Source organism: Balneolaceae bacterium (assembly GCA_034521495.1).
Lineage (GTDB): Bacteria > Bacteroidota > Rhodothermia > Balneolales > Balneolaceae > Rhodohalobacter.
In genome coordinates this window covers 288,803-313,745 of the sequence record JAXHMK010000010.1, presented here as the reverse complement: position 1 = coordinate 313,745, position 24,943 = coordinate 288,803, and the positions used below count along the sequence as shown (strand labels likewise).

26 protein-coding genes are annotated in these 24,943 nt (G+C 37.6%); 7 read left to right on the top strand and 19 right to left on the bottom strand.

Going from position 1 to position 24,943, the window contains the following annotated elements; genetic code table 11:
* Genes U5K72_10270 through U5K72_10260 form a run of 3 tightly spaced genes read right to left on the bottom strand, consistent with a single transcriptional unit; the run spans position 1 to position 2,329 of the window.
* Positions 1-960 (bottom strand): succinylglutamate desuccinylase/aspartoacylase family protein, encoded by a 960-nt coding sequence (locus U5K72_10270; GenBank protein ID MDZ7719188.1) that lies wholly within the window; start codon positions 958-960, stop codon positions 1-3.
* On the bottom strand, positions 953-1,888 hold the full coding sequence (gene rimK / locus U5K72_10265) for a 30S ribosomal protein S6--L-glutamate ligase (GenBank protein ID MDZ7719187.1): 936 nt from the start codon (positions 1,886-1,888) through the stop codon (positions 953-955). Before rimK ends, U5K72_10270 begins: the two co-directional genes overlap by 8 nt.
* Before the next feature lie 9 nt (positions 1,889-1,897).
* Positions 1,898-2,329 (bottom strand): RimK/LysX family protein, encoded by a 432-nt coding sequence (locus tag U5K72_10260; protein ID MDZ7719186.1) that lies wholly within the window; start codon positions 2,327-2,329, stop codon positions 1,898-1,900.
* Positions 2,330-2,422: 93 nt separating this feature from the next.
* On the opposite strand from U5K72_10260, the gene U5K72_10255 reads away from it, so the two are divergent.
* Together U5K72_10255 and U5K72_10250 are read left to right on the top strand one after the other, a co-directional pair.
* Positions 2,423-3,496, top strand: coding sequence for an alanine racemase (locus tag U5K72_10255; GenBank protein MDZ7719185.1), 1,074 nt, complete (start codon positions 2,423-2,425; stop codon positions 3,494-3,496).
* Positions 3,493-3,987, top strand: a complete 495-nt coding sequence (locus U5K72_10250; protein MDZ7719184.1) for a hypothetical protein — start codon at positions 3,493-3,495, stop codon at positions 3,985-3,987. Before U5K72_10255 ends, U5K72_10250 begins: the two co-directional genes overlap by 4 nt.
* Here the strand turns inward: U5K72_10250 and pssA are convergent.
* The 8 genes from pssA to U5K72_10210 form a co-directional block, all read right to left on the bottom strand.
* Positions 3,984-4,796 carry a CDP-diacylglycerol--serine O-phosphatidyltransferase gene (gene pssA, locus U5K72_10245; protein ID MDZ7719183.1) on the bottom strand — a complete coding sequence of 271 codons (813 nt, stop codon included), beginning with the start codon at positions 4,794-4,796 and terminating at the stop codon, positions 3,984-3,986. The genes U5K72_10250 and pssA overlap by 4 nt on opposite strands.
* A 57-nt stretch (positions 4,797-4,853) precedes the next feature.
* Positions 4,854-5,501: a phosphatidylserine decarboxylase family protein gene (locus tag U5K72_10240; protein ID MDZ7719182.1), complete on the bottom strand. Its 648-nt coding sequence runs from the start codon at positions 5,499-5,501 to the stop codon at positions 4,854-4,856.
* A 3-nt stretch (positions 5,502-5,504) separates the two neighbouring features.
* Complete coding sequence (gene rseP / locus U5K72_10235; protein ID MDZ7719181.1) at positions 5,505-6,854, bottom strand: RIP metalloprotease RseP; 1,350 nt, start codon at positions 6,852-6,854, stop codon at positions 5,505-5,507.
* Position 6,855: 1 nt separating this feature from the next.
* On the bottom strand, positions 6,856-8,010 hold the full coding sequence (locus tag U5K72_10230; protein MDZ7719180.1) for a 1-deoxy-D-xylulose-5-phosphate reductoisomerase: 1,155 nt from the start codon (positions 8,008-8,010) through the stop codon (positions 6,856-6,858).
* Between the two features lie 194 nt (positions 8,011-8,204).
* Positions 8,205-9,056 (bottom strand): histone deacetylase, encoded by an 852-nt coding sequence (locus tag U5K72_10225; protein ID MDZ7719179.1) that lies wholly within the window; start codon positions 9,054-9,056, stop codon positions 8,205-8,207.
* 71 nt (positions 9,057-9,127) lie between these two features.
* A complete protein-coding gene (pgeF, locus tag U5K72_10220; protein ID MDZ7719178.1) occupies positions 9,128-9,865 on the bottom strand; it encodes a peptidoglycan editing factor PgeF in 738 nt (245 codons plus the stop codon).
* On the bottom strand, positions 9,862-10,734 hold the full coding sequence (gene aroE, locus U5K72_10215; protein MDZ7719177.1) for a shikimate dehydrogenase: 873 nt from the start codon (positions 10,732-10,734) through the stop codon (positions 9,862-9,864). Before aroE ends, pgeF begins: the two co-directional genes overlap by 4 nt.
* An 80-nt stretch (positions 10,735-10,814) precedes the next feature.
* On the bottom strand, positions 10,815-11,291 hold the full coding sequence (locus U5K72_10210; GenBank protein ID MDZ7719176.1) for an SRPBCC family protein: 477 nt from the start codon (positions 11,289-11,291) through the stop codon (positions 10,815-10,817).
* Positions 11,292-11,527: 236 nt separating this feature from the next.
* Here U5K72_10210 and U5K72_10205 point away from each other — a divergent pair, with 236 nt between their 5' ends.
* Together U5K72_10205 and U5K72_10200 are read left to right on the top strand one after the other, a co-directional pair.
* Positions 11,528-12,802 carry a hypothetical protein gene (locus U5K72_10205; protein MDZ7719175.1) on the top strand — a complete coding sequence of 425 codons (1,275 nt, stop codon included), beginning with the start codon at positions 11,528-11,530 and terminating at the stop codon, positions 12,800-12,802.
* A gap of 70 nt (positions 12,803-12,872) precedes the next feature.
* Positions 12,873-15,167, top strand: coding sequence for an MMPL family transporter (locus tag U5K72_10200; GenBank protein ID MDZ7719174.1), 2,295 nt, complete (start codon positions 12,873-12,875; stop codon positions 15,165-15,167).
* Here U5K72_10200 and tmk read toward each other — a convergent pair.
* From tmk to U5K72_10175, 5 genes are all read right to left on the bottom strand, one after another.
* On the bottom strand, positions 15,148-15,750 hold the full coding sequence (tmk, locus tag U5K72_10195; protein MDZ7719173.1) for a dTMP kinase: 603 nt from the start codon (positions 15,748-15,750) through the stop codon (positions 15,148-15,150). The two genes, U5K72_10200 and tmk, sit on opposite strands and share 20 nt — an antisense overlap.
* A gap of 9 nt (positions 15,751-15,759) precedes the next feature.
* A complete protein-coding gene (locus U5K72_10190; GenBank protein ID MDZ7719172.1) occupies positions 15,760-16,410 on the bottom strand; it encodes a PspC domain-containing protein in 651 nt (216 codons plus the stop codon).
* Positions 16,411-16,488: 78 nt separating this feature from the next.
* A complete protein-coding gene (locus tag U5K72_10185; GenBank protein ID MDZ7719171.1) occupies positions 16,489-17,061 on the bottom strand; it encodes a 5-formyltetrahydrofolate cyclo-ligase in 573 nt (190 codons plus the stop codon).
* On the bottom strand, positions 17,061-18,683 hold the full coding sequence (gene bshC, locus U5K72_10180) for a bacillithiol biosynthesis cysteine-adding enzyme BshC (protein MDZ7719170.1): 1,623 nt from the start codon (positions 18,681-18,683) through the stop codon (positions 17,061-17,063). Before bshC ends, U5K72_10185 begins: the two co-directional genes overlap by 1 nt.
* 1 nt (position 18,684) lies before the next feature.
* A complete protein-coding gene (locus U5K72_10175) occupies positions 18,685-19,257 on the bottom strand; it encodes a bifunctional nuclease family protein (GenBank protein ID MDZ7719169.1) in 573 nt (190 codons plus the stop codon).
* 323 nt (positions 19,258-19,580) lie between these two features.
* On the opposite strand from U5K72_10175, the gene U5K72_10170 reads away from it, so the two are divergent.
* From U5K72_10170 to U5K72_10160, 3 genes are all read left to right on the top strand, one after another.
* Entirely contained in the window at positions 19,581-19,811 is a 231-nt protein-coding gene (locus U5K72_10170; GenBank protein MDZ7719168.1) for a translation initiation factor, read from the top strand.
* A 233-nt stretch (positions 19,812-20,044) separates the two neighbouring features.
* A complete protein-coding gene (locus U5K72_10165) occupies positions 20,045-22,216 on the top strand; it encodes a patatin-like phospholipase family protein (GenBank protein MDZ7719167.1) in 2,172 nt (723 codons plus the stop codon).
* Positions 22,213-22,842, top strand: a complete 630-nt coding sequence (locus U5K72_10160) for a tetratricopeptide repeat protein (protein MDZ7719166.1) — start codon at positions 22,213-22,215, stop codon at positions 22,840-22,842. Before U5K72_10165 ends, U5K72_10160 begins: the two co-directional genes overlap by 4 nt.
* Here the strand turns inward: U5K72_10160 and U5K72_10155 are convergent.
* From U5K72_10155 to holA, 3 genes are all read right to left on the bottom strand, one after another.
* A complete protein-coding gene (locus tag U5K72_10155; protein ID MDZ7719165.1) occupies positions 22,801-23,115 on the bottom strand; it encodes a hypothetical protein in 315 nt (104 codons plus the stop codon). The genes U5K72_10160 and U5K72_10155 overlap by 42 nt on opposite strands.
* Positions 23,116-23,203: 88 nt before the next feature.
* A complete protein-coding gene (locus U5K72_10150) occupies positions 23,204-23,812 on the bottom strand; it encodes a sigma-70 family RNA polymerase sigma factor (protein ID MDZ7719164.1) in 609 nt (202 codons plus the stop codon).
* Positions 23,813-23,867: 55 nt separating this feature from the next.
* A complete protein-coding gene (holA, locus tag U5K72_10145) occupies positions 23,868-24,932 on the bottom strand; it encodes a DNA polymerase III subunit delta (protein MDZ7719163.1) in 1,065 nt (354 codons plus the stop codon).
* Positions 24,933-24,943: the final 11 nt, after the last annotated feature.

Sequence of the window (24,943 nt, the reverse complement as noted above, 5' to 3'; positions counted from 1 at the left end):
CTATTTGTATGGATCTAATTTATTTTTTGCTATATGAAGAATTGCATCTCCTTTGTGTACAACCGGACAGTTATTAATTCCAATAACACGTCCTTCATATTTACTTTTTAATGATTTCTTTTCATTTCCAAATGGATCAGTAATGCTTCCAACTGTTGAACCTTTTAATACCCAGTCTCCAAGTTCTGTTTTGGCTTGATACAAACCGGCAAAAGATGCTCTTATCCAGGCAGATTTCTCAAATATTTCTGAATTATGTGGGGCCGGAGCTTTCTGAACCATGTTTAAATGCTTTAAAAGCCTTAGTGTACCATTAATTCCTTCTTGTATCCCGTTAGAATCAAATCTCAGCGATTCTCCGGTTTCATAGACTAAAATGTGCTTTTCCTTCTTATAGGCTGCTCTTCTGAACGTTTTATCAATCAACCCTGAATGAAGAATTACAGGCGGTGCAAAAGCAGTTGCTAACTCCAGGTTTTTTTCATTATTGAGTATACATCTAATTTGGGGCAAATTTGCACGACTGCTTCCACCTGTATGAAAATCTATTCCAACATCAATAATAGGAATTATCTTTTTCATGATAGTATAAGCTACCAATTTAGCTAATGAGCCACTTTTACTTCCCGGAAAACTTCGATTGATATCTTTTCCGTCGGGTACACCTCTTACATTCTGTATAAAGCCGTAAACGTTCATCAACGGAATAGCCACAATCGAACCCTTTTCCAGTTTTAGAAGATTATTCGAAACTAAACGCCGCACAATTTCAATGCCATTGATTTCATCGCCATGCAGGCCGCCAGTTAGCAGTACAACAGGTCCCGGTTCTTTAGATCGAATAACTCTTACAGGCAGATCGATATTTGTATAGGTAGGAAGGCGAGCAATTCGCAGATTGAGTTGTCTGTCTTCACCAAACCCAATTTTTTCGCCATTTATTTCTAACAATTCAGGCATCGCTTTTAATCTTTCTTCGGCCTGTGTTATTATTAGAACGCTCAATCAATTTCTCAACGTATTCAATGACCTCATTCGCAATATCTTTTCCGGTGGCTTTCTCAATCCCTTGAAGTCCGGGTGATGAGTTCACCTCCAATACAAGCGGTCCGCGTTCAGACTGCAGCAAGTCAACACCTGCAATGGATAAATTCATCGCCTTAGCTGCTGTAAGAGCAGCTTTACGTTCATTATTTTTCAATTTTATGAGAGTTCCACTTCCCCCCTGATGTAGATTCGAACGGAATTCTCCCTCCTTTCCCTGCCGTTTCATCGCACCTACTACTTTATTGTCAATCACAAAAGCACGTATATCAGCTCCTTTAGCTTCAGAAATAAACTCCTGGACAATAACCCGGGCCTTCATACTATGAAATGCTTCAATAATTGATTCGGCCGCCTTTTTTGTCGGGGCTAAAACAACTCCATATCCCTGCGTACCTTCAAGAAGCTTAACAATCAATGGTGCACCACCCACACTGTCAATTAGTTTTGTTACTTCTTTACTGTAATTGGTAAAAACCGTCTTTGGCATCCCCACATTCGACCGTGCAAGAATTTGGAGACTTCTCAATTTATCTCGCGATCGAACTAAAGCCTGTGATTCTACTACGGTGGGTATATTCATCATCTCAAATTGCCGTACAACTGCAGCTCCGTAGAAGGTAACAGAAGCTCCAATTCGTGGTATAACGGCTGCTACATTATCAATTTTTTCTCCATTGTAATAGACAGAAGGTTTATCCTGTTCCATCACAATATCACACTTCAAATGATCTAAAACGACAGGCTTATGACCTTTGTTTTCAATACTCTCGATGAGCCTTTTTGTTGAGTAGAGGTTTCGATTTCTTGATAAGATTACAATATTTAATTCTTTGTCTGGCATATATTTAAGCTATTTAAGTAAATATTTTTTTGATACATCGACGAGAAAACTTCCGGCCAAAAACTTCCGTCCTATCAGTACTGGATACTTCATTTCGGAGCGGTTTGTAAGGGAGAGTTCCATCGTTCTGTTGTACTTCTGAAACCTGGTTTTCTGTTTTATAACTACACGTTCTTCAATCTGCCCGTTTGAGCTTTTTACATTTTTAACCTTATAAACTGCACTTTCATAAAGCTTCCCTTCATATTCGGGGTGATCCGGATCAAGGACATTAAATTTTACCCAGTTCTGACCATCCTTAACAAATTGTTCAATTTTGTAGCAATGCAGGCTTGATGTATAAGCGCCCGTATCAATTTTTGCATCAAGATTAAAAAGAGACAGGTTTGGCAAGTCTATCTTTTCAACTCGGCCAATTATTTTCTTTTCAGGTTTTTGCAAACAAAGTCCTCAATTTAATGTCCAAAATAAGACCTTTAACGTTCGTGTGCATTTCCTATTTTTAGAGATTGAATTTAAATGTAAAAATAACCTATGAGTTTTATTAGTAGACAACAACAGCCATTTCTTGTTCTGGATTCCAAGCGGTGTAAACGAAATATTAAGCGAATGGCTGAGCGGGCAGATCATGCAAATTGCGTATTTCGTCCTCATTTTAAAACACATCAATCCCAAACAATCGGTGGGTGGTTTCGGGACGCCGGTGTGTCCGGTATTACAGTCTCATCTGTTTCTATGGCAAACTATTTTATTGACGATGGTTGGGATGACATCACTATAGCATTTCCATTTTTTCGGCAACAGACGAAAGCTCTTAAAAAGATTGAACATCAAGCATCACTCCGTTTATTTATCAATTCGGTTGAAGATTTAAAATTTTTGAATAAAGAGCTTAGTAAACCTTTTAAGTTTTTCATTGAAATTGACCCCGGAACCGGGCGCAGCGGCATTTCACATAAGGATGTCGATTTAATTTCTCAGTTAATTGATGAATCAGATAAACAGGAACTAAGTGTTTTTCATGGTTTCTACGTTCATGACGGACGAACTTATACGGCAACATCAAAAAATGAGATCCAAAAAATAATCAATCCAACTATAGATATCCTGTGTGATTTAAAATCTAAATTTCCTGAAGCCGTAATTTCTATGGGAGATACACCATCAGCAAGCACATCCGGGCGCCTGGGTGAATTGGATGAAATGACACCGGGAAACTTTGTTTTTTATGATTTTATGCAAGTTCAAATTGGTAGTTGTACACTTGATGATGTAGCTCTGTATTCAATCCTGCCGATTGCACAAAAAATTCCCGATGCAGGCCGAACTATATTACATGGTGGTGCAGTTCATCTTTCGAAGGAGTTTCTTCAATCAAATAATCTGAAAAATTTCGGACAGATCATTAATTATTCGCCAAACTCTAATATATCTAAAACAGATCTGTTTATATCAGCGATATCTCAAGAACACGGAACGATACAGGGAATTCCTGAAGTGTCTGAAAAGGTATGGGTGTGCCCTATTCACTCCTGTTTAACAGCGAATTTATATAGACAGTACTTCACAATTGAAGGAAAAAGCATTCAAAAGCGAATTTTATCATGAAAAAGCTTGTAATCAAAGAAAAGTATTCTAAATACTGGCCTACCATTTCAATGGTAAGTTTAATTCTCGCTGTCGTACTGTTCGTAATTTATCAGATGATAGATAATGTTCTTTGGGTTGGCTACATAAGATTAGCTTCCTTTTCGATGTTTGCTTTAGCTTTACTTAGCTTTTTTAAAGTGAAAGACGGCCAGGTTGAAATTATTGTAAAACATGAGGATGAAGTTGTTGAATCGATCTATAAAGTTCGCAATGAAGTGATATTTCAGGCAAAACATCCTGTATCAGATTTTTATAAACTAAAAGTTGATCAGATGCCTGATAAAAGTTTATATAATAACTTTGTGAAGAGTGATAAATGTGTTCGATTCCGACGTAAAAACGAGAACGCCTGGTATTATTTTAATGAAATTGAGAGCCGGGTGATACCCCTTAATAAAGAGAATGCTTCCAAACTCTACGATTTTTTAAAACAGGCCTCTGCCCTTTAAATGCTGTTGTCTTCCAGTGGATCAGGATCGTCTGTAAAAGCTTGTTTCCAAAAGATATATGCTCCAAGTGCTAACCCTTTTAAAATAAAGAATGTGAACACAATCATAAGCCCTATATCCTGCAAAAGAACAATTATAACAAAATAAATTCCAAGTAATATCAGACGGTTCTTGTACTTTTTAATAGACTGCCTGTCGAATTTTGGAATCTTGTCGAAAGGAATGGTACTTACCATTAAGAAAGAGAGTAGAATTACTACGGGTATAAGCACAGAAATGACACCGTTTTCAAATCCTGAAAACCAATCAAGCCGATTTTGGAAAGTTAGAAAAAAAGCAGAAATCATAACTGCAAATGCCGGTGTTGGTAATCCCCTGAAATAGTTAATTTCAGAAATTTTCGATTCCACGTTAAACCTTGCAAGACGTATTGCACCACATAATGGAGCCAGTGCGCTTAACAAAATTCCAATAATTTCAAGCTCATGAAATGCAAAGTTATACAGAAAAAAACCAGGAGCTGCAGCGAAAGATACCACATCACTGACCGAATCGAGTTCCATACCAAACTCGCTGGTTGAATTGGTGAGCCTGGCCATAAATCCGTCCATCACATCGAACATACCAGCCAGTACAATCAGCCACGCTCCATTTACAAAATTGCCCTCATGGACCATTATAATAGAAAGGAATCCACAAAAGAGATTCATCAGGGTAAAGAAGCTGGGTACAATGATCTTCGGAATAGGTTTAAGCTTCTTTTTCTTAAATCGTTTTCTAAACCTTTTTTTTTGGATGGGATATTTCATCAGTATTTGAAAAAATCTATCAAAATTTAGCTTTGATTTATAAAATTCTGATAATTATTAACTTATTTCAGCAATTATGGATTCGCCTGCAACAGTTCGATCTCCTTTTTGGACCTTAATATCAACACTTTCAGGCAAAATTACATCCATTCTTGATCCAAATTTCATGATTCCAAATCGCTGTCCCGCCCGGACATTCTCACCCTCATTCAGATGATAAACAATTCTTCTTGCCATAAAACCGGTAATCTGTTTGAAAAGAATTTTAAGTCCCGTCGAATGTTTTACTCCAAAGTGAGCTCTTTCATTCATTTCTGAAGCATGATCTTCCCAGGCCATCAGGTACTTACCGGGGTAATATTTCACAAATTCAAGCTCACCTGATACAGGAACTCTATTTACGTGTACATCTAAAGGTGAGAGAAAAATGCTTATTTGTGTAGCAGCTTCACCAATATATTCATTCTCTTCTATCGTTTGGATGAGTACAACACGTCCATCTGCCGGTGAAAGAATTAAATGATCATCAGATGGGGATATTCTTTCAGGATCTCTAAAAAAATATAGAATAAGTGCACAGAAGATGATCAATAATGGATAGATAATATATCCGAGCCACTGAGGACCAAACCACGTACCGATAGCAACAAATATGCTAAATAAGAAGACAACGAGAATAGTACTGTACCCTTCCCTGGCTAACATCTACTATCCTCCAAAGGTGCGAAGTATGTCATTGAAGGTTATCAGAATAAAGAGACCGATTAGTAGTATAAAACCAAGTTGTTGTAATCCCATCCTAACTTTTGGTGAAGGTTCTCTTCGTGTAATACCCTCGTAAGCCAGGAACATGAAATGACCTCCATCCAATGCGGGAATTGGGAGCATGTTCATAATGGCAAGAGTAACGCTTAAAAATGCAGTGATATTCCAAAACCCTCTCCATCCGGCGGCGTCAGTAGCTTGCTTTGTTATACTCGCAATGGCAACCGGGCCGCCAAGGTTTTCTCTCACAGAAATATCTCCAGAAAACATCCGGCCCAACCCCTGGATGATTCCAAAAAATGTATCGTTTGTATTGGATACGCCGATTACAAATGAGTTTGCCAGGTTATATTGTTTTGTTTCGTAATCAAAAAACTCTGCTGGATTTGGTGAATGAATACCGATAGTGTTTGTTTCAGGATCTGGTGTAACTGATTTCTCAATAATGTTCCCGTCCCTGTTGATTTCAAATTGCAGGCTGCCTTCCGCATTTTGTATATGATTCACTAATTGAACCCAGTAGTTTACAGATTCGCCATTAACGGCTACAATTTTATCTCCAGCCTGTATTCCTGCACTATCTGCCGGGCTTCCCTCTTGTATTTTTGAAATTGAACTTGGCAAACTATGGGTTTCATTAATAAAGCGTCCCCCCTCCTGGTTAATGCGATCCAGAAAATCAGTAGGTGCTGAGATCGATAATGTTCTACCATCCCGATTCACCATGAAGCTTAAATCGCGATCCGTTAATTTGGAGGGGTTAAATATCTCGTTAAAATACTGTACCCGTTCACCGTTTATGCCTACCAATTGATCGCCGGTACGAAAACCAATTTCATGAGCCAATGAACTTTCCGCTACATAAATACCATCAATGGACGAAGTGGGAATAACTGTTTCCCCATAATTCCAGGTCATTCCAGTGTAAATAATCACGGCAAGAATCATATTAAAGATCACGCCGGCAAGGATTACGATTATTCGTTGCCAAACAGGCCGGCTTCGAAATTCATCAGGTTTTACCTCTTCATCGATAAAGGAATCATCCATACTTTCGTCGATCATTCCGGCAATCTGTACATATCCCCCCAAAGGAGTAGCTCCTATCACATACTCAGTTTCACCTTTTTGAAAACCAAATATTTTGGGTGGAAATCCAATAGAAAATTTATTGACTCTCATCTTAAAGTATTTAGCTGCAATAAAATGCCCCAATTCATGAAAGGTGACAAGTATAAAAATTGCAGCAATAAAGATGAGAATTGTAGATGATGTATTTACAATCCAATCCATGCTATTTCAATAATGTATTTGCATAATTTCGCGTTTCTTCGTCAATATTCATTAACGTATCGGGTGTTAATTCCTTATCTGATTTAATTTGCTCTAACGATGATTCAATTATTTTTGGGATGTCAATATAATGAATTTCTTTACTTAAAAATCTTTCGATGGCAATCTCATTTGCTGCATTGAGAACAGCCGGAGCTGAACCCCCTTCCCTTGCTGCATTCATAGCCAATCGCAAACAGGGAAACAGTTCGAAGTTAACAGGAGAAAATTCCAATTCCATTTTATTGGAATAATCAAGTGTTGGATTCGGATATGGCACTCTCTCCGGGTAAGTAAGTGCATAAATAATAGGAACTTTCATGTCGGGAGGTCCCAATTGTGCTTTGGATGAACCATCCACAAATTCTACAATGGAGTGAATAATACTTTGCGGATGAACAACAGGTTCGATTCTTTCAACAGGCATATTAAAGAGCCAGTGTGCTTCTATGATCTCCAATCCCTTGTTCATCATTGTTGAGGAATCAACCGTTATCTTTGCACCCATATCCCAATTGGGGTGGTTCAGTGCATCTTCAACAGTAATCGATTTCATCTGTTCTGCAGAATAATTTCGAAAAGGCCCTCCGCTCGCTGTAATGATAATTTTTTGAATCGATTCCCTGCTCTCTCCTTCTATACATTGCATCATAGCGGAATGTTCGGAATCTACAGGAACAAGGTATCCCTCATTAAATGCCGGCAACTTTGTAATGATCTCGCCTCCCACCACAAGTGATTCTTTGTTAGCTAATGCCACCCTTTTTCTTCGTTTCAGAGCGATATAAGTCGACATAAAGCCTGCAAATCCCACAAGGCTGTTCAGTAGTAAATCGTACTCATGACTCTCAGCAACATCTTCTAAAGCAGTTTGACCAAATAAAAGATGAGCAGGCGTATAGGAGAGAAGATTTTTAAACTTTTTTTGATGCTCTTGATTCGCCAACACTACACAAGACGGACGAAATTCATTTACCTGTCTTGCAAGTTTTTTATAGTTATTATTGGCTGTCAATACATCAACATCAAACAGATCTCTTTTCTTTTTTAGAATATCCAGTGCCTGAGTACCAATAGACCCTGTAGAACCAAATATTGCAATCTTTCTATCAGACAAATTATTCTACCTTATTTCTGTTTTTTAAAATATGCTTCTAAGTGCTATGGAATTCAACTTCATTGCATCAATCAACATTTTCTTCGTTTGAGCATCCCAAAAAGGTTCATTCTGGAAAATGAAGAGATGAGATCTTTTCAATTCATGTAAACAAATATCTTCATTTGCATAGCCCATCTAAAAATAGGAAATGTTCAATGAAAGTAGGATTTTGAAATAATCATAGCTTCTTCAAACATAATTGCATGCGCTTCAATCGTTTGTGTAATTGTTGGAGCATATCCGCCAGATAGTAAAAGTACGAGAGGATACCCTTTTTGAGTAACTGTCTCGATGACAATATGTTCTCGTTCTCTTAATCCGCTAAGAGAAAGGGACAATCGACCAAAATGATCGCTTTTGAGCGGGTCTATTCCAGCAAGGTAAAAAACCAGATCAGGTACAAAATTTTCAAAAATTGTACTCAAGGCGTCTGTTAAATTTTTCATATATGTTGAGTCGCCTGTCCCATCAGGCAAGCCAATATCGCAAGAGGATGGTGGTTTCACAAACGGATAATTCTTTTCACCATGTATTGAAAATGTGTACACATCGGGATCATTACTGAATATTTTTGCAGTACCATTTCCCTGATGAACATCACAGTCGATCACTAAGATTTTTTTTGCCCATTTTGTTTGTTTAAGGACTTTTATGGCAACTGCTACATCATTAAAAACGCAAAATCCCTCTCCGCCATCCGGCATAGAATGATGTGTGCCACCTGCAAGGTTACCGGCTATTCCATCCTGAAGTGCCATAATTCCTGCATTAATTGTGCCCTGAACTGCCAGCCTGGATCGTATAGCTAAACTCTTTGACCATGGAAGTCCAAGTTTTCGAATCTCTTTTTTGTTCAAATCACCTGTCCATACACCCTTACTGTATCTATTCGTGTGGACAAGATTCAAATTGACAAAGTCTGCAAGCGTCGGTTCAATAACACACTTATCATCGATAACACCCTGGCTGATAAGATACTCGTACAGCCCTGAAAATTTTTTCATCGGAAAAATATGCTCAGACGGCAACGGAGCTACATAGTGCGGTGAATAACTTACTCGCAATGATTTTTTCTTTACTTTAAACTTATCAGCCCTAACATTCTTCCGGCTTTTTCACGTTCTCTTCTGTAGGAAAAAAATCGCAAGTCCTGCATCGTACACTCTGAAGAAACTTCAATTTGCGATTTTTTCACACCGATTTTTTCCATTTGATCACTTAGAAAACCTTTCAAATCAATATGTGGTTTGGTGTAGGTAAATCGATCAACAAATTTTTCAGGGAATTGTATGGCTACCTCCTCTCCTACTTCAAACATCTCTTCTGAAATACAGGGACTGATATAAGCCTTAAAATGTTCAACTTTTCCACCTAAATCCTCCATCTTTTTAAGCCCTTTTGGAATAATATTAGCAACTGCTCCCCGCCAGCCAGAATGAAATGCCCCAATAATACCATTATCCTCGTCGGCTATGAGAACAGCAGCACAATCGGCTACCTGGATACCAAGGGAAAGCCCTCTCTTGTTTGTGATCAATCCATCTGTATCCGCATAGATTCCAGGTTCTTTAACAAATTGAATATTTGATCCGTGAACCTGTTTGGCCAGGGCGATTGATCCGGAATTCAACTCCAGTTCATTTAGTAAATCTTCATAATTGCTCTCAAGACTTGATCTATTTTTATAACTTTTCAATCCAAAATTGAGTCCGTCTTTGGATCTGCTCTCAGTATTTTCATCTCGATTTGATTCTGTAAACGCAGCAACAATCTTAGAAGATTCGGAAAAAACAGAAGGCCTGATCAGTTTCATGAATCGAATTGTAATTGATTTATTAGCTTTTCGTGAATTTTATCAACCGGAAATGTATGCCCGGTCCATAGTTCAAATGATTTACTTCCCTGATGGATCAACATATCCAATCCATTTATGGTAGCGGCTGCATATTGAGTCGCTTGTTTCAAAAATGTTGTTTGCAGCGGATTGTAAATCAAATCATAGCAGATTTTTCCTGTAAACAATTCTGCTTCACCGTTTCTTAAAAATGTATCATCTGTGTTGGGATACATACCCACCGGTGTTGTATTTACAAACAGGTCAGCTTCATCTGCAAATGCCTGCCATTGATTGTAATCCAAAACTTTAATGTCTGAGCGATCACTTGTAATTTTTTTTTGATTCGGCCGGCGTGAGATAAAAATCAGTTCCTCGTATCCTTCTGATTCAAGTGCAACTTTTACGGCTTTACTTGCTCCCCCCGTTCCAAAAATAATGGCCCGTGAATGCTCAAGATCATCGATGTAGGGACTCAATGGTTCCAGGAATCCAAACACATCAGTATTATAACCAATGAGTTTATATTTATTTTTCACAAGTGTATTTACTACACCCACACTTTGAGCAAAAGGATCGATCTCATCCACAATTCTATTAAAAGTCTCTTTATGTGGTATAGTAATATTACATCCAAGAAAATTATCATGATTACACCACGGAATAAATTCTCGAAGTTGAGAATGGGGCAGATCCAGAGCAATATATTCTGCATCAATTCCAAAATGATCTAATGCGGTTTGATGCATGATTGGGGATAACGAGTGGCTAATTGGATGACCTATAACCGCATATAACGGATGCTTAGCTATTGCAGATGTTTTAAAATCCTTAAAAGAAAGTACCATTCGAGCCTTTATTTAAAAACAAGACAAAAAAAATGCGACCCGGTAAGACCAAGTCGCATTCAGTAAGTTCAAAAATCTGATTAAGCGGTTACTTCACTTTCAGTTTTTTCCGGTTCCTCAATTTTTGCTTCTTTAAATGTGTCGGTCTCTGCAAGTTCCTTAAATTTTTGCAGATCCTTAGCAAGTTGTTCCGGAAGTCCTTCAATGAAGTTAGCCAAATCTTCTTCTGCTTCTCCAAAGAATGTTCGATAATCCAATGAGAAATCAACTCGCGTACGTTCTCCGTTATCAAGCGGAGTGAACCGAATAGTGCCGGTTTGATTCAGATTACCGTTGATTGTAATCCAGGCAAAACGGGTATTTCTCAGATTATCAATGATATTGGTTGTCCATTGAAACTCTTCACCGCCAATAGTGGTTTTGTAGTTGAAAGTTTGAGAATTAACTTTCTCTACTAAATCGATGCGGTCAAGAAATTTTGGAAAATCGACAGGATTGCATAATAATTCGTAAACTTTGGCTAAAGGTAAGTCTACTTCAATTCTTTCGTGCGCCATAAGTGTCATTTACTTCGGAAATGAAAGGTTTTAATTCAGAGTTGAGTGATATAGAGGATCGTAGATACTATACATCCACAATGCGATAAAATTACGCATATTTTGATTAAGCATCAATAAATTTGACAATAAACCTTTAAATTAAATCCATAGCTATTCTGTTACGAAATTTAATTCGCAGTTTACTCATTCTCTTCCTCATTTTATCGTGTGATTTACGAATCGTTAAATCACAAATGAACCTTAATGGAGTTGTTCAAAATTATCTTGCTGCCCAAACATCTAATGATTATGAATTCCTTGCGGCCCGAAATCGATTCAGAGTCAGATTTGATAAACCAACAAATTTCGGTGGACTGAAAACTGAACTTGATCTCATCCACCGGTTTGACCAGGGACAGGATATTGAATTTCAACTGAAAGAAGCATATATCGAATGGTTTCTCCGGCGTTACGATCTTCGTATTGGTCATCAAAAAATAATTTGGGGGCGGGCGAATGGATCTTTCATAACAGATATTGTTTCACCGGTTGACCTTCGTGAATTTTTAACTGTTTCTGCTGAGGATATACGCCTCGGAATAACTTCTTTCAACGCTATTCGGTACTTTGGAGAAAACTCACTTCAACTTGTGGTCGCTCCTTTTTTTCAGCGCGACCTGTTACCAGATGCAGATTCCAGGTGGTTTCCAGCCCTGCAAATTTCCAATGCCCTCTCCCCTGTTCCCGTTAGAACCAAAAACCAGGAATCAAATTTTAAACTGGAAGATCTGCAAGCTGTCTTACGATATAATCTGCTCTCTCCACAAATAGCAGATATTGATCTTTTCCTTATGCGATGGACACATCCAACCCCCGCCTATGATTTATCACTAACAACAAATAATCTCACGAATCCACTTTCAATCGAGTTAGTTGAATCTTATAAAAATTCCTGGATGGGCGGCTTATCAACTACACTTAAAATACACCCCCGATTATTCTTGCTTGGAGAAGCATTATTTGTAGATAAGAAACTTTTTACAAGAATACCTTTTTCGAATATAAATGATCTGAATTTATCGACAGGCATTGAGAATCTTATCGACCTTTTTGGACTTGTTGATCCAAATGAAGGTTTTCTTGTTACAAAACCATGGATTCATTCAATGGCAGGATTTCGGACGGAGATTTTCGATACGACAATAGAAACCCAGTTTTTTGTGGAAGGAATTTTTAATTACGATGAGCAAATTATTCAAGAAGAGATCTATAAATATGTTACCATTTTTGCAACGAAATCTCTTTTGAGAAATCGTCTGCAATTACTGACACTCTCCAGGTATAATATTGATAAAGAAGATTTCTGGGTTCAAATCCAGGGACAGTATGAGTTGAATGATAATCTGCAACTTACAGTGGGTTCAAATCTTTTTGGAGGTGAGAAGCGAAACGAAATTTCAGGACATCTCTCTTTTAGTCAATTTCGACAGAACAGTTTTATTTTTTCCAAAATTGCACTCTATTTCTAAAAAATGGAATTCATTTCTGGTACTTTAGGTTTCGTCTCCTGAACAAATCAAACACACAAGTGATTATATAGTGGAGCGATTCGGAAATTTTATTACAGCCTATCCAAAATCAGTTATTTCAGGTATAGTGCTCCTTTCCTTTTTGGCCATCTACCCAGCATCAAATATTCGTACTGATTTTGATCTCGAAGGATTTTACCCCCAGAACGATCCTGTACTAAAAGATTATGCCCTCCTTGAGCAGGAGTTTGGAAGAGATGACAATGCAATGTTGATTGGGTTCAAAACTGATTCCCTGTTCAGCAGAGATGTTTTAGCGGATCTACAAGAGATGACTGATCAATTTAAAGAGATTGAAGATATAAAAAATGTACTTTCACTTTGGGATGCTCAACAGGTTCAGTCATCGGACAACTCTCTTGAGTTTTCTTCATATCTCGAAAGCAATAATTTTGAAGTGATTGATCTTGACAGACTGAAGAAAGAGATGACTTCTGATCCGCTCCTCTCCGGTTATCTTGTCAATGAATCCGGTACAGCTACCTCCATCGTGTTAATGATTGAGGAATCCAGAAATACCTATGAAGTAAAGGAGAGAATAATAAACCGTGTGAACGAGATATTGTCGAAGTATCAGGATAATTATTCATTCCATATCTCAGGGATTCCCTTTTTCAGGAATCAGTATGTAAATATGCTGAATGATGAGATTGTGATATATATCGTTATTTCATCTCTCCTCATAATAATTTTATTGTGGTATATATATAGAACTGTTTGGGGCATTATCTATCCCATGGTGATTGTATGGGCCACTCTCCTGCTTACTGTGGCAATTATGCAGCTTACGGGAGGATATCTCGAAGTTATGAGTACTACCATTGCCCCCATACTACTTTGTGTAGGGATTGCAGATTCCGTTCACATGATCTCTAAGTATGATGATGCAAGAGAAGCCGGTTTAAATAAACAGAAATCGATCATCGAGATGTTGAAGACGTTGGGAAGTGCAACGTTTTTAACCAGTATAACCACAGCAATCGGGTTTGCTTCTCTGATCAGCAGTTCTGTTGTACCTATGAAACGTTTTGGAATCTATACTGCCGCAGGTGTTTTAATTGCTTATCTAATCACCATTGTGTTTCTACCTGCAGCGATTAAGTTGACCCGAAAAAAGCGAATTGTAGATGAAAAATCGAGCGCATTTTACCCTTGGGCACACAGTTTGCTTAAAAAACTCGCAGTTTATACCCGGTTGCGCTATGGCAGGATCATTATACTGGGGATTTTGGTAACGATCTTTTTTTTAATAGGTATAAAAAATCTTGATGTAAACGGACGTGTTTTTGATGACATCAGTGAAGATACTCAATTGATGAGAGACAGTCGGTTTTTTACTGAGAATATTTCTCCTCAATTCCCTCTTGAATTTGTAATAGATACCGGCTCACCCGATTCTGCAATATCATCGGCTATGATGAAAAAAGCTACAAAATTGGACAGTATTCTCATGTCATATCCTGAAATACATCGTGTTGCCGGATTGCACAAACTCATTCAACAGATTCATAATGAAATGAATCCGGATTCAACGAACTTTCAAAATCAGTTACCAACTTCTGACAGCGCAATAGCTCAGTATGTACTGCTGCTTGAAATTAACGGGTCTGAAGCACTCTCCCGGTACGTTGATTTTGATTTTAGCAAGTTACGTGTTACTGCTTTTACGGAGGATGCAGGATCACAGAGAATAAATCAAATCAGGGATGAAGTTTCATCAGAAATAGATCAAATTTTTCCAAATCATAATGTAATTGTTACTGGTACAACCATTTTAAACGCCGATTTAACCGATAAAATAGTATACTCGCTTGCCTGGAGTATCATACTTGCGCTCATTGCAATAACAGCAATTATGGTTTTTATGTTTAAAGATTTTCGATTGATTATTATCGCCCTCGTTCCAAATATCGTGCCGCTGTTAATTGTCGGTGGATTAATGGGCTACATGAATCTTGATATAAAACCTTCAACCGCTGTTATATTTACAATTGCACTTGGTATTGCCGTGGATGACAGTATCCATTACCTGGCACGTTTTAGAGTTGAAAATATACGAAGTGGTGCATTTCTCCCTTCTCTTGCCACTACAACTATTCGTACCGGACGTGCGATAATCATTACGAGCCTGATACTTGTCGTTGGATTTGGCACTCTCATCACAAGTTCATTTACCTCAACTACGTTGATGGGAGCATTGGTTTGTATAACTATTGTTTCGGCTCTCTTTGCGGATTTATTTCTCTTGCCGGCTCTTTTTTATTGGTTAAAGCCTAAGATTAAACTCAAAGATAGTTCTCAATAATTGATGAAATTTGAGAATGTATTTCTGCTGGAGCCCGGGTAGCATCGAGAGAATAAATTCTATCTTCCTCTTTGGCAAGTGTGTCGTACCCTGCGCTAACATCAGAAAAAAATTGAGATCCTGAATTTTCCATTCGGTCTTTCAGAGTACCGTCAGTACGTTTTTCAGCTTCTTCCGGAGAGATTTTCAGATAAAAAGTGATATCAGGCACAGTATGGTGAGTGGCCAGATCATTCAAAACCCGTATACTTTTCAAATCAACAGATTTACGGCCATAGCCCTGGTAAGCTGTAGTTGAATCGTAAAATCGGTCTAAAATTACAATTTTGTCATCCTTTAATAGCGGACGAACTTTTTCCTGGATGAGCTGAGATCTTGCGGCGGAAAAAAGCAACAATTCAGTTACCGGATGCATCTCTTCAATTTCATGTAAAAGAAGAGTACGAATTCTCTCTGATATTTCTGTTCCACCGGGCTCACGAAAAACAGAATAATCAATCCCATTAGTATCAAAGTAATTCTTTAATAGGTTGATCTGTGTAGACTTGCCACAACCGTCAATTCCTTCAAACGATATAAGCACAATAGAGAATTAGAAAGAGTTAAAATCGTCCATTTCATAAACAGGCTCTTTTGGCATCACAAAAGCCAATGCAATATACACTAAAATAAATGAACCCCAACCCAAAATTATGGCAGCTACAAACAGAAGACGCAGCAAGGTAGAACTTATTCCCAAATGTTTTGCAAGTCCGCCGCAAACACCAGCAATTTTTTTATCTGTGCGGGATTTCATCAAGCGATTTGATACGCCAACTTTAAATTTCTCAAATTTGCTGGCCTCAGATCTGTTCTGCTTCGTATTTTTCTTTTTCTGTTGATCTGTATATAAAAACTTATCCAGTTTATCATAAGTTTCCCGGACCTTAGCCTGTTCTTCCTTCTCCTCAATTTTCTCAGTTTTGCTCCTTGAAAACATACCAATTACCAAAAGAGCTAAAATTGCTCCGCCTACATAAGGGGCAGCTTGTATTATTGTGCTTATCACTGGAATAGAACCCAACCCTAATACCTGTGTACTTACCAAACTACCAACAAATGTGGCAGAAGTTAATACTAATATCAGCCCGGCAATTGTGGAGAAATTCCAAATACTCTGCTTAGGCTTTTTTTCCTTTTCCTCAAGAAAATCGTTGAGAGTTGAGTGAAGTTCCTGGTCTGATATGTTTAATGTTTTTTCCATCTGTTTTGACATTGCAACAGTATTAGTTTTTGATTGTCCTGTTATGGTACGAATCACTGAACAATCAGTTTCGGGCAATTACTTAATTTCCCGCGATTCCGTTATCAATATATCCAAAGGTATATCGAACTCCTCAACAGGTAATGAGTCTGCATATAATTGGCAATCATACAAAAGACCGACTTTGGCAGCAGTGCAATTTTGTAAAAATCGATCATAATATCCCGCTCCATAACCAATTCGGTTTTTATTAAGGTCTCCTGCCACCATTGGAACAATGATAAGGTCCAAATCCCGGATAGGGATTTCCCTTCCGCCAGAAGGCTCGGGGACGCCCAAACTATTTTCCCGGAGTTCATCAAGAGAGTTTATTTTAAAGTGTTGTAACTCTCCTTCGCCGGCTATTTTAGGTACAACAACTTGTTTCCCCATATCGAGGGAACTCTGTATAAATTTTTTTGTATTTACCTCTCTGTTTTTTTCGATGGATACGTAGCTGTGAATAACATTTGCATCCCTGAAAGTTTTCAATCGAAGAAGTTGTTTGATAATTTGTTCGCTTTTCTTTTCAACTTCCTGACTGGAAAGGTTTTGGCGTTTTTTTAAAAAATTATGCCTTATCTCTTCCTTACGATCTGGGCTGTAAGACATTACAATCGAATTACTTTATGAAAGTCAGGTTCTTGATTTTCCAACTCATTAAGCAGATCATCCCAGATCATTAGCCCGTACTTATTCATAAAATATATAAAGGCCACCTCTCTCTCCTGCAAATTATTATTTGGGAAAAGATTTGTTTTAATCTTCCGAATTCTATCTAATTGTGTCTTCTCCTGGTCTTTAACAGATCGATAGACCTTTCCTTTCAGTTTATCAAGTTCTGTAAAAAATGTAGCTTTTGCTTTTTCAGACGTTCCCTCCAATGTGGGATCGATATTTTTAATCTCTTCGGTGGGTTCTTCACAAACATCATCAATATTCTTCTTCCATTGATCAAAAATGGCCTCTATATCCGGTGAATCTGATTGATCAATAAATTGGGATTCTAAATCTTCAATTCGATCATTGTAATCAGAGAAGTTAAATGGAAGTTTTTCGAATATTCGATCAATTCCTGATTCCATGAGAGTAATACTAAATCGAGGCATAATAACCGGCATAACCTGGTTAAAATGCTTATAAAACTTCTTCATTTGAGCGTTATATGCAATTTCTCCCGGCCCGGCTATATATGCAAAACCAGGCAGCAGTTCATTTTGTATGATAGGGCGCAAAAAAACATTCGGAGAGAATCTATCTGGTTGGTCTTCAATCTCGTTAATTAATTCATCAGAAGACCAACTCTTACCATCTTTCCCATCCACACTCCATGTTTCGTCTTCATAAGATAATTTTGTGCGATTATCCTTCTCATCTATCCAAAAAATATTGGAAGGCTGAAGATGTACCTGCCCATGATAACCGGTTGAAATTAAATCATCAGTAGTCTGTTTCAGTGATTCGAATTGCTTTGAAACATCTTTAACAGATTGTATAAAAACAGATGAGAGATGTTCTTTGATAGCCGAATCAGCAGACCCTGCAAGTATCAGGCCTTTATCTTCAAATAGTTCTAAAACAAGCGATCCAAAAGCTTTGCCTACTGTCTTCCCCGGTTGGTAAAATTTATCCAGTTTTCTCCAAAGCTGATCTGTGAAATCTGTATCAAACTGACTTTCAATCACTTCTTTTTTAAAGATTTGATAATCAGAAGTTAGCTCTATCTCTGCGACTCTCCTTTCAATATCAGAATGCTTTGAGAGTGATATCTTTTTATGATCATCTCTGAGTGGAATTCCAAGTGTGGATATCTCTTCGTAATCGTGATCTTCATCGGCCAGCCAAAAAACAGGAATGCAGGGTCGCTGGTATTCATCTTCCCATTTTTTTGCAAAATGGATTGCAGACAAAATTTTATAAACCGTAAATAGCGGCCCTCCCAGCAGAGTTAGCTGTTGGCCGGTTACAACTGCAACCGAATTCTCATCTTTAAGTTTTTCAATGCTTCGTAGTGTTTTTTCACCGGCACCAAACTTTTTGTTGTAATCTATAAGCAGAGAAACTGTTTTTTCTCTGTCATTTTTAAACCGATATGAATCAAATGCCCTTTTTAGCTGATCATCAGAAAATGGTACTGTTTGAAAGAAAGGCTCTAATTTTTGAGGGTTGTTTATATAATCTTGAAATAATTTATTAAATGGCAGATTGAGAAAAGATATATCTGATATGTCCACTTTATCCTTTTAATTTTTTTATTTGATCGCGAATCTTAGCCGCTTTTTCATAATTTTCGGTTTCAATAGCTGTTTGAAGTTCATTCTCCAGTTTTTCAAGCTGAGTAAGTTCTCTCTCGGCTTCATTGGGTTGATCTATTGATCCCTTTTTAACTTCGGATGATTCGTCAGTCTCAATTCCAGCCTCATCTAAAACTTTCTGTTCAACATAGATCGGAGCACCGAATCGAATAGCGAGTGCTATCGCGTCACTTGGGCGAGCATCAAGTTGTACTTTATTATCGTTCTGGTTGTAATGAATTTGCGCATAAAATGTACCCTCACTTAAGTCATTTATCACCACTTTTTGAACATCGGAATTAAAACTGAGTACCATATTCTTCAAAAGATCATGCGTCATGGGGCGTGGCGGTTTGATGCTCTCCAGTTCTAACGCAATTGCTTGAGCTTCAAAAGTGCCAATAATAATGGGAAGTCGCTTATTACCTTCTTCCTCAGACAATATAAGTGCATAAGCACCGCCACTACTGGGACTTGTGGACAACCCTAAAATTTCCATTTTAATAATTTGCAATGTTATTCCTCTTTTCTTTTTGGAGACTTACCTATGGCATTAAATTTAACTATTTTTATACCTCTTAAACAGTCTGCAAACTTAAAGAGTTTATACGAAATCAAAAACGTTTATTTAGAAGGCTTTGCAAAACTCTGACCGTCATCCTGAACTTGATTCAGGATCTCCAGATACAGGCTATAAAGACGAGTGGAGAATCTGAATCGAGTTCAGATTGACCGATAACCACGGTTTTGCAAAGCCTTCATTTAAAGAGCTAAACTATTTTTTTAAAACGTATAGAAAGCAATAGATATTTAATCCGACATAAAAAAGAGGCATAATTGGTTTTAAAAATTCACGAAGAACGAAATCCGCGAACGGGAAATCAAATGACGGTCATTTCCAACATTAAACATAACCCACAGGTTATTGAAAAGTTGGCTAAAAAATTAAAAAGTTCATGCGGAGCAGGTGGACACATTGAAGGAAAAACAATTACCATTCAGGGTTCACACACAAAAAAGATTGAAAAAATACTTAACAAAGAAGGCTTTGAAATAGATATAAAGTAACATTGTTCATGTTCATCACGTCTGATGGAATATGAGCATTGCAATACTGCGCCGTCTGGCTGCTGGATTGATATCGAAGGGTTTAGAAATTTCAAGGTATCCACGTACAGCAAAACCAACCTGCAAATCTGTTTTCAAAAGTCTCAACAGAGATCAATTTTATATACTTATTTAAGCATGTAAATACGTTGTCATTAAAGATGTACTCACCTCTTAAAATACTCTTTTGTTTTGTGCTTTTTTTTGCTCTTTCCTTAACAGCAATTGATGCACAACAACTTAATTTTCAAGAAAAAGATCCCCAGGGAAAAGATTCATTGCGAGTGGGACTTGTACTGAGTGGTGGCGGAGCTTTAGGCATTGCTCACATAGGAGTTATTCAGGCGATTGATGAAGCCGGAATTCGCATTGATTATATTACCGGTACAAGCATGGGAAGTCTTGTTGGCGGGTTATATGCAATTGGATATACAAGTGATCAATTGTTAGAAATTGCCACTTCAAATAATTTTACAGAGCTTTTTTCTGAAAAACCTGATCGGCGGTATATATCCAACTACGAAAAAATAAATGATGCACGTACAATTGCAACTTTCCCCATTAATGAGAAAAAGATCGATCTGCCGATGGGTTTCATTTCCGGGCAAAATGTATATACTTTTCTCTCGCGTTTGACTCAAAATGTTCATGGAGTAGAACATTTTGATGATTTTGATATTCCTTTTGCCGCAGTTGCTACAAATCTTGAAACAGGTAATGCAAAGGTTTTTCGGTCTGGCCATTTACCTGATGTACTTCGTGCCAGTATTTCAATTCCATCCATTTTTAGTCCACACGAAATAGATGGCAAGTTGTACGTAGATGGTGGACTAATTCGAAACATTCCCGTTGAAGATGCTATAGAAATGGGTGCTGATTATACCATTGCTGTGGATGTAAGCTCCCCTCTCATGGAAAAAGACAGCCTTAATACATTAACTAAAGTATTAAACCAGAGTCTTTTATTCAGAATTCATGATTATGCTGATGTTCAGCGAGAAATGGCCGATTATGTAGTTCGTATTGATGAACTTGAACCATATTCTGCGGCAGATTTTGATTTGACAGATAAATTTTTGGAAATTGGCATAGAAGCTGGAAAAAGACACTTAGAGGATTTTAAAAAAATTGCGGACAGACAAATATCAGCTCCTCCTGAAAGAAAGGGGATCGAAAATACAGGGGAATTTCCTGTAGATAGAATAGATATTCGTGGTAATTCATTTTATGATGATTCATTTATTTTGAATCAACTTGACTTTATTCCAAAAAGCACGTTGGAAATAGAAACTATCGAGGAGAGAGTTGCCAAGCTCTATAGTTCACAATATATCAACAATGTTACTTATCGATTACTGCCCGGACCGAATGAGTATTACACGCTTCAAATTAATATAGAAGAAAACGAAACAGATGAATTTAATGTAGGTCTCCGGTATGATTCAGATTCCCAGGCATCTGTTTTATTTGAAGGGAATTTTCAGAACCTGGTACATAATGGATCTTTAACAAGGGGTGAAATACGTCTTGGAGATCGAATAAACATGCGGGCTGATCATATCTATTATGGTGCTTTGGGCTCTAATCTCGCTTTGTTGACAAGTCTCGAATATACATCAGAAAACGTTAATTGGTTTTTCCCAGACAGAAGAGCCGCTCAATTTAAAGATGAGCTGTTTAGAGCCGAACTATCTGCCGGAAATTATTTTAGTATCCAAAATCTTGTTGCTATGGGAGTTCGAAGGGACTTTAACAGGCATTCAGACCGAATAAATTATAACGGAGTTAAAGCTTCTGATCAAAATTATCACTCTGCATTTATCAGATATATACGTGATAAACTAAACAGGAAAGGATACCCTACTTCCGGACGTAAACTTGTGATTGAAGGATATTACAGCCATGAAATTTTAATGAGTGAACTCAATTTTACATCTTCTGATCTATTTTATGAAGGCTATTACGCTTTACACGATGATGTATCACTTACAAATACGCTCTGGATGGGATACACCACAGGAAGTGATTTGCCCTGGGAATACTGGAAATCCCCAAATCGATATGATCCTTTTTATAATTACATCCGTTTTGGAGGATTGGAACCCTATGAAGTATCATCAAGAAATATACAGATGGCCTCAGTGGGTTTACAGGTAGAACCCTTCTATCACAGATTTATAAATTTAAATTTTTATACAGGTAGATTTCTGGATAACTGGAGCTTTGCTTTTCCCTCAGATGATTTTGAACATGGGCTCTCTCTCTCCCTTGGAGCTTTAACAATTTTAGGACCGGCAAAAATTATTTTTTCAACCAGTACTATGGATAATTTTAGAATAGAACTTCAAATAGGATTTCAGTTTTGAGCAGCGAAGAGTATATAAAAAACCAAATCAAAAATATAAGGAATGAATTAAAAGATGACCCCAAAAACCATTCTCTTTTGAATGACCTGGGTGTAGGCTATTACTTGGTTGGGGAGTACAAAAAAGCAACAACATATTTAAAATCCGCTATAGAGATTCAAGACGATAACGCATCCTACCTGTTTAATCTTGCAAATGCCTATTCGGAATTGGAAGAGTTTGCATTAGCTAAAAAATTCTACCTGGATGCATTAGAATTGGATCCCGATCATATTCCCTCTCTCACTAATCTTGCAGATTGTTATGAAGCTTCCAATGAAATAGAAAAAGCTGAAGAACTATTCACTTATGTCACAAATTTGGCTCCTGAAAACGCTCTGGCTTTTTTTAATCTCGGAAATTTTCAATTGCGCCAAAACGATCATATAAAAGCTGTAAAAAATTATGAAAAAGCAATTAAACTCGAAGATAGTTTTGTAGATGCATATTACAATATAGCATGGGTACTCACTGAAATAAAAGCGTTCGATGAGGCCTTGTCATATGCAAAAAAAGGATTGGAAATAGATCCAAATCATAAAGACTTACAAGAAATTCTTCGTAAGATCCGTAACAATATCCGGTAGGTATATTTGTGGTTTTTTCTCCAACCAACTTTTATTTCTTTGTATTGCTTCTTTTTGTAATTCTATAGCAAAAGAAGCAGCCATTTTTTGGTCGAATTGTTTACCGGCTTTGATTTTTGGCAGATTTTTGAGCCGTTCGGTTATTGATAATTGCTCATTATCTGAATCGTTGTGGTTTATATTCTTGTCAGAAAAATCAGATTCTAAACTTTTTTTCTCGGAACTACCGGATAAATATCCAGCATCTGGTGTTTTCTCTTTATCTGGAGCCATAACACGAAGTATGGTTTGTTTTAAGGTTACAATAATCCATACTCCGTGATTTAAAAAATGTTTCCGATTTCAGAAGATTACCCTTCTCTTAATATGTTTCTGGTCCCACGTATTCTCCAATCATTTCCTGGAGTTGAGAACGTGCCCGGTTGATTCTTGATTTTACGGTCCCCATTGCGGCACCGGTAATTTCAGAGATCTCCTCGTATGTAAGTTGCTGAATATCTCTCAGAACAATGACTTCCCTGAAGTTATCATTTAACTGATCCAACGCTTTTTCAAGTTCACCCATGGAATTTTTTAAGTGAAGTTTATCATCCTGGAGAATATTGGCATCCGTAATCTCCATTTCACGGTCGTCCGGATCAGATTCATCGGCGTGAATTGAAATTAATGTCATCCGTTTCTTCTTCTTGTACATGCTTTTTGCCAGATTTAAAGCGATGGTGTACATCCATGTAGAAAGTTTAGCAATACGTTGATAGGAGTGCCTGCTTCGATAGACCCGTAAAAAAGTTTCCTGAACAAGGTCTTCACAATCCTGATGATTATGAGTGTATCGATACAGAAAATTATGGAGCCTGTCTTTATATCTGTGTACAATAATATCAAATGCCTGGACAACACCTTCCTGAAGTTGTTCCATCACATCTTCATCATTCATGTTTCTCAGGTTAACAGCTGTTGCACCATTCATAATAATACCTCCGAAATCTTAGTTGCTATTTATCGCAACACCGACCTCGAAAATATCAGCCGATGATGCGCTTAATCAGCAGGAGAAATATTGATGGGGCATCCAGTGTGCTGAAACCTTTAGCGGCGCTGTCTGCGTCGAGCATGGCTTCAAAAATACCTGGCATTTCTGAGAGCCTGAATTTCGAGGCTTCCTGATATTGAATATTAAAAATGTAACTGCTCTTAATATTCAATTGATCCTGGACCTGTTGTTTATTCAAGCCTTTTTCCGTTAAACGGCTTATTTGCCAGATACTACTAAACACACTGTAAAAGAACCCCACGGTCTTAATTATTTCGCCCGTGCTGTTATTACTTTTAAGCAATATCTGTTCCGCAATCTGGAGGGCTTGGTTCAGATCTCTCTTGATAACCGCATTTTTGAGCTCTATGACGTCATAATCGCGATATGACTGTGTAATTTTTTTTATATCATCAATTTCAATCTCTTGAGAAGTGTCCACAAAAGTACACAGTTTATCTATTTCTGAGGACAGTAATTTTAGATCAGGTCCTACAAGTTGAGCCAAAACCTGTGCCGCTTCCGGATTGATTTGACGTTTGTGAGAATGGCGCGTCCAATCTATAATCCAATCGGGAAGAGCTCTTTCGTCGATTTTCTTGAACTCATGGATTGCAAAATAATCTGTTTCCTTTCCCTTTTTTTTGAGAGTTTTACCCGGTTCACGGCCCCTGTGTGGAAATTTTGTATCAATTAAACAGAGAATGGTCGTAGAATTGGGGTTTTTAAAATATCCTGTAAACTCCTTGATTCCTACTCCCTGTGAATTCTCATCAAGCTTCATAAAATCCCTTACAATGACAACGCGCTTCTCAGCCATCATCGGGTAACTGCTTGCTATATTTAATACCTTGGCGGGATTTGATTCATTACCGTAGATCAAATCAAAATTAAAATCTTTCTGTTCTTCAGGAATCAGTTTTTCAATTTCATCCTGAAGCATATCTATCAGAAATGATTCCTCCCCATAAAGGTAATAAACTGGCTTTATTTCCTCTCTCTTTCTAAGCGAGTTATATAAACTTCGAAATGTATCTAAGCTGTTATTTCTGGCCAAGTAAAATGGGT

Excerpts from the sequence above, each read along its gene's own strand:
- U5K72_10250 (MDZ7719184.1), top strand. The coding sequence starts at position 3,493 with ATGAAAAAGCTTGTAATCAAAGAAAAGTATTCTAAATACTGGCCTACC.
- U5K72_10255 (MDZ7719185.1), top strand. The coding sequence starts at position 2,423 with ATGAGTTTTATTAGTAGACAACAACAGCCATTTCTTGTTCTGGATTCC.
- U5K72_10270 (MDZ7719188.1), bottom strand. The coding sequence starts at position 960 with ATGCCTGAATTGTTAGAAATAAATGGCGAAAAAATTGGGTTTGGTGAA.
- pgeF (MDZ7719178.1), bottom strand. The coding sequence starts at position 9,865 with ATGAAACTGATCAGGCCTTCTGTTTTTTCCGAATCTTCTAAGATTGTT.
- rimK (MDZ7719187.1), bottom strand. The coding sequence starts at position 1,888 with ATGCCAGACAAAGAATTAAATATTGTAATCTTATCAAGAAATCGAAAC.
- U5K72_10210 (MDZ7719176.1), bottom strand. The coding sequence starts at position 11,291 with ATGGCGCACGAAAGAATTGAAGTAGACTTACCTTTAGCCAAAGTTTAC.
- U5K72_10205 (MDZ7719175.1), top strand. The coding sequence starts at position 11,528 with ATGAACCTTAATGGAGTTGTTCAAAATTATCTTGCTGCCCAAACATCT.
- pssA (MDZ7719183.1), bottom strand. The coding sequence starts at position 4,796 with ATGAAATATCCCATCCAAAAAAAAAGGTTTAGAAAACGATTTAAGAAA.
- U5K72_10150 (MDZ7719164.1), bottom strand. The coding sequence starts at position 23,812 with ATGAATGGTGCAACAGCTGTTAACCTGAGAAACATGAATGATGAAGAT.
- aroE (MDZ7719177.1), bottom strand. The coding sequence starts at position 10,734 with ATGGTACTTTCTTTTAAGGATTTTAAAACATCTGCAATAGCTAAGCAT.
- rseP (MDZ7719181.1), bottom strand. The coding sequence starts at position 6,854 with ATGGATTGGATTGTAAATACATCATCTACAATTCTCATCTTTATTGCT.
- U5K72_10155 (MDZ7719165.1), bottom strand. The coding sequence starts at position 23,115 with ATGGCTCCAGATAAAGAGAAAACACCAGATGCTGGATATTTATCCGGT.
- U5K72_10225 (MDZ7719179.1), bottom strand. The coding sequence starts at position 9,056 with ATGAAAAAATTTTCAGGGCTGTACGAGTATCTTATCAGCCAGGGTGTT.
- U5K72_10190 (MDZ7719172.1), bottom strand. The coding sequence starts at position 16,410 with ATGGAAAAAACATTAAACATATCAGACCAGGAACTTCACTCAACTCTC.
- U5K72_10240 (MDZ7719182.1), bottom strand. The coding sequence starts at position 5,501 with ATGTTAGCCAGGGAAGGGTACAGTACTATTCTCGTTGTCTTCTTATTT.
- U5K72_10185 (MDZ7719171.1), bottom strand. The coding sequence starts at position 17,061 with ATGTCTTACAGCCCAGATCGTAAGGAAGAGATAAGGCATAATTTTTTA.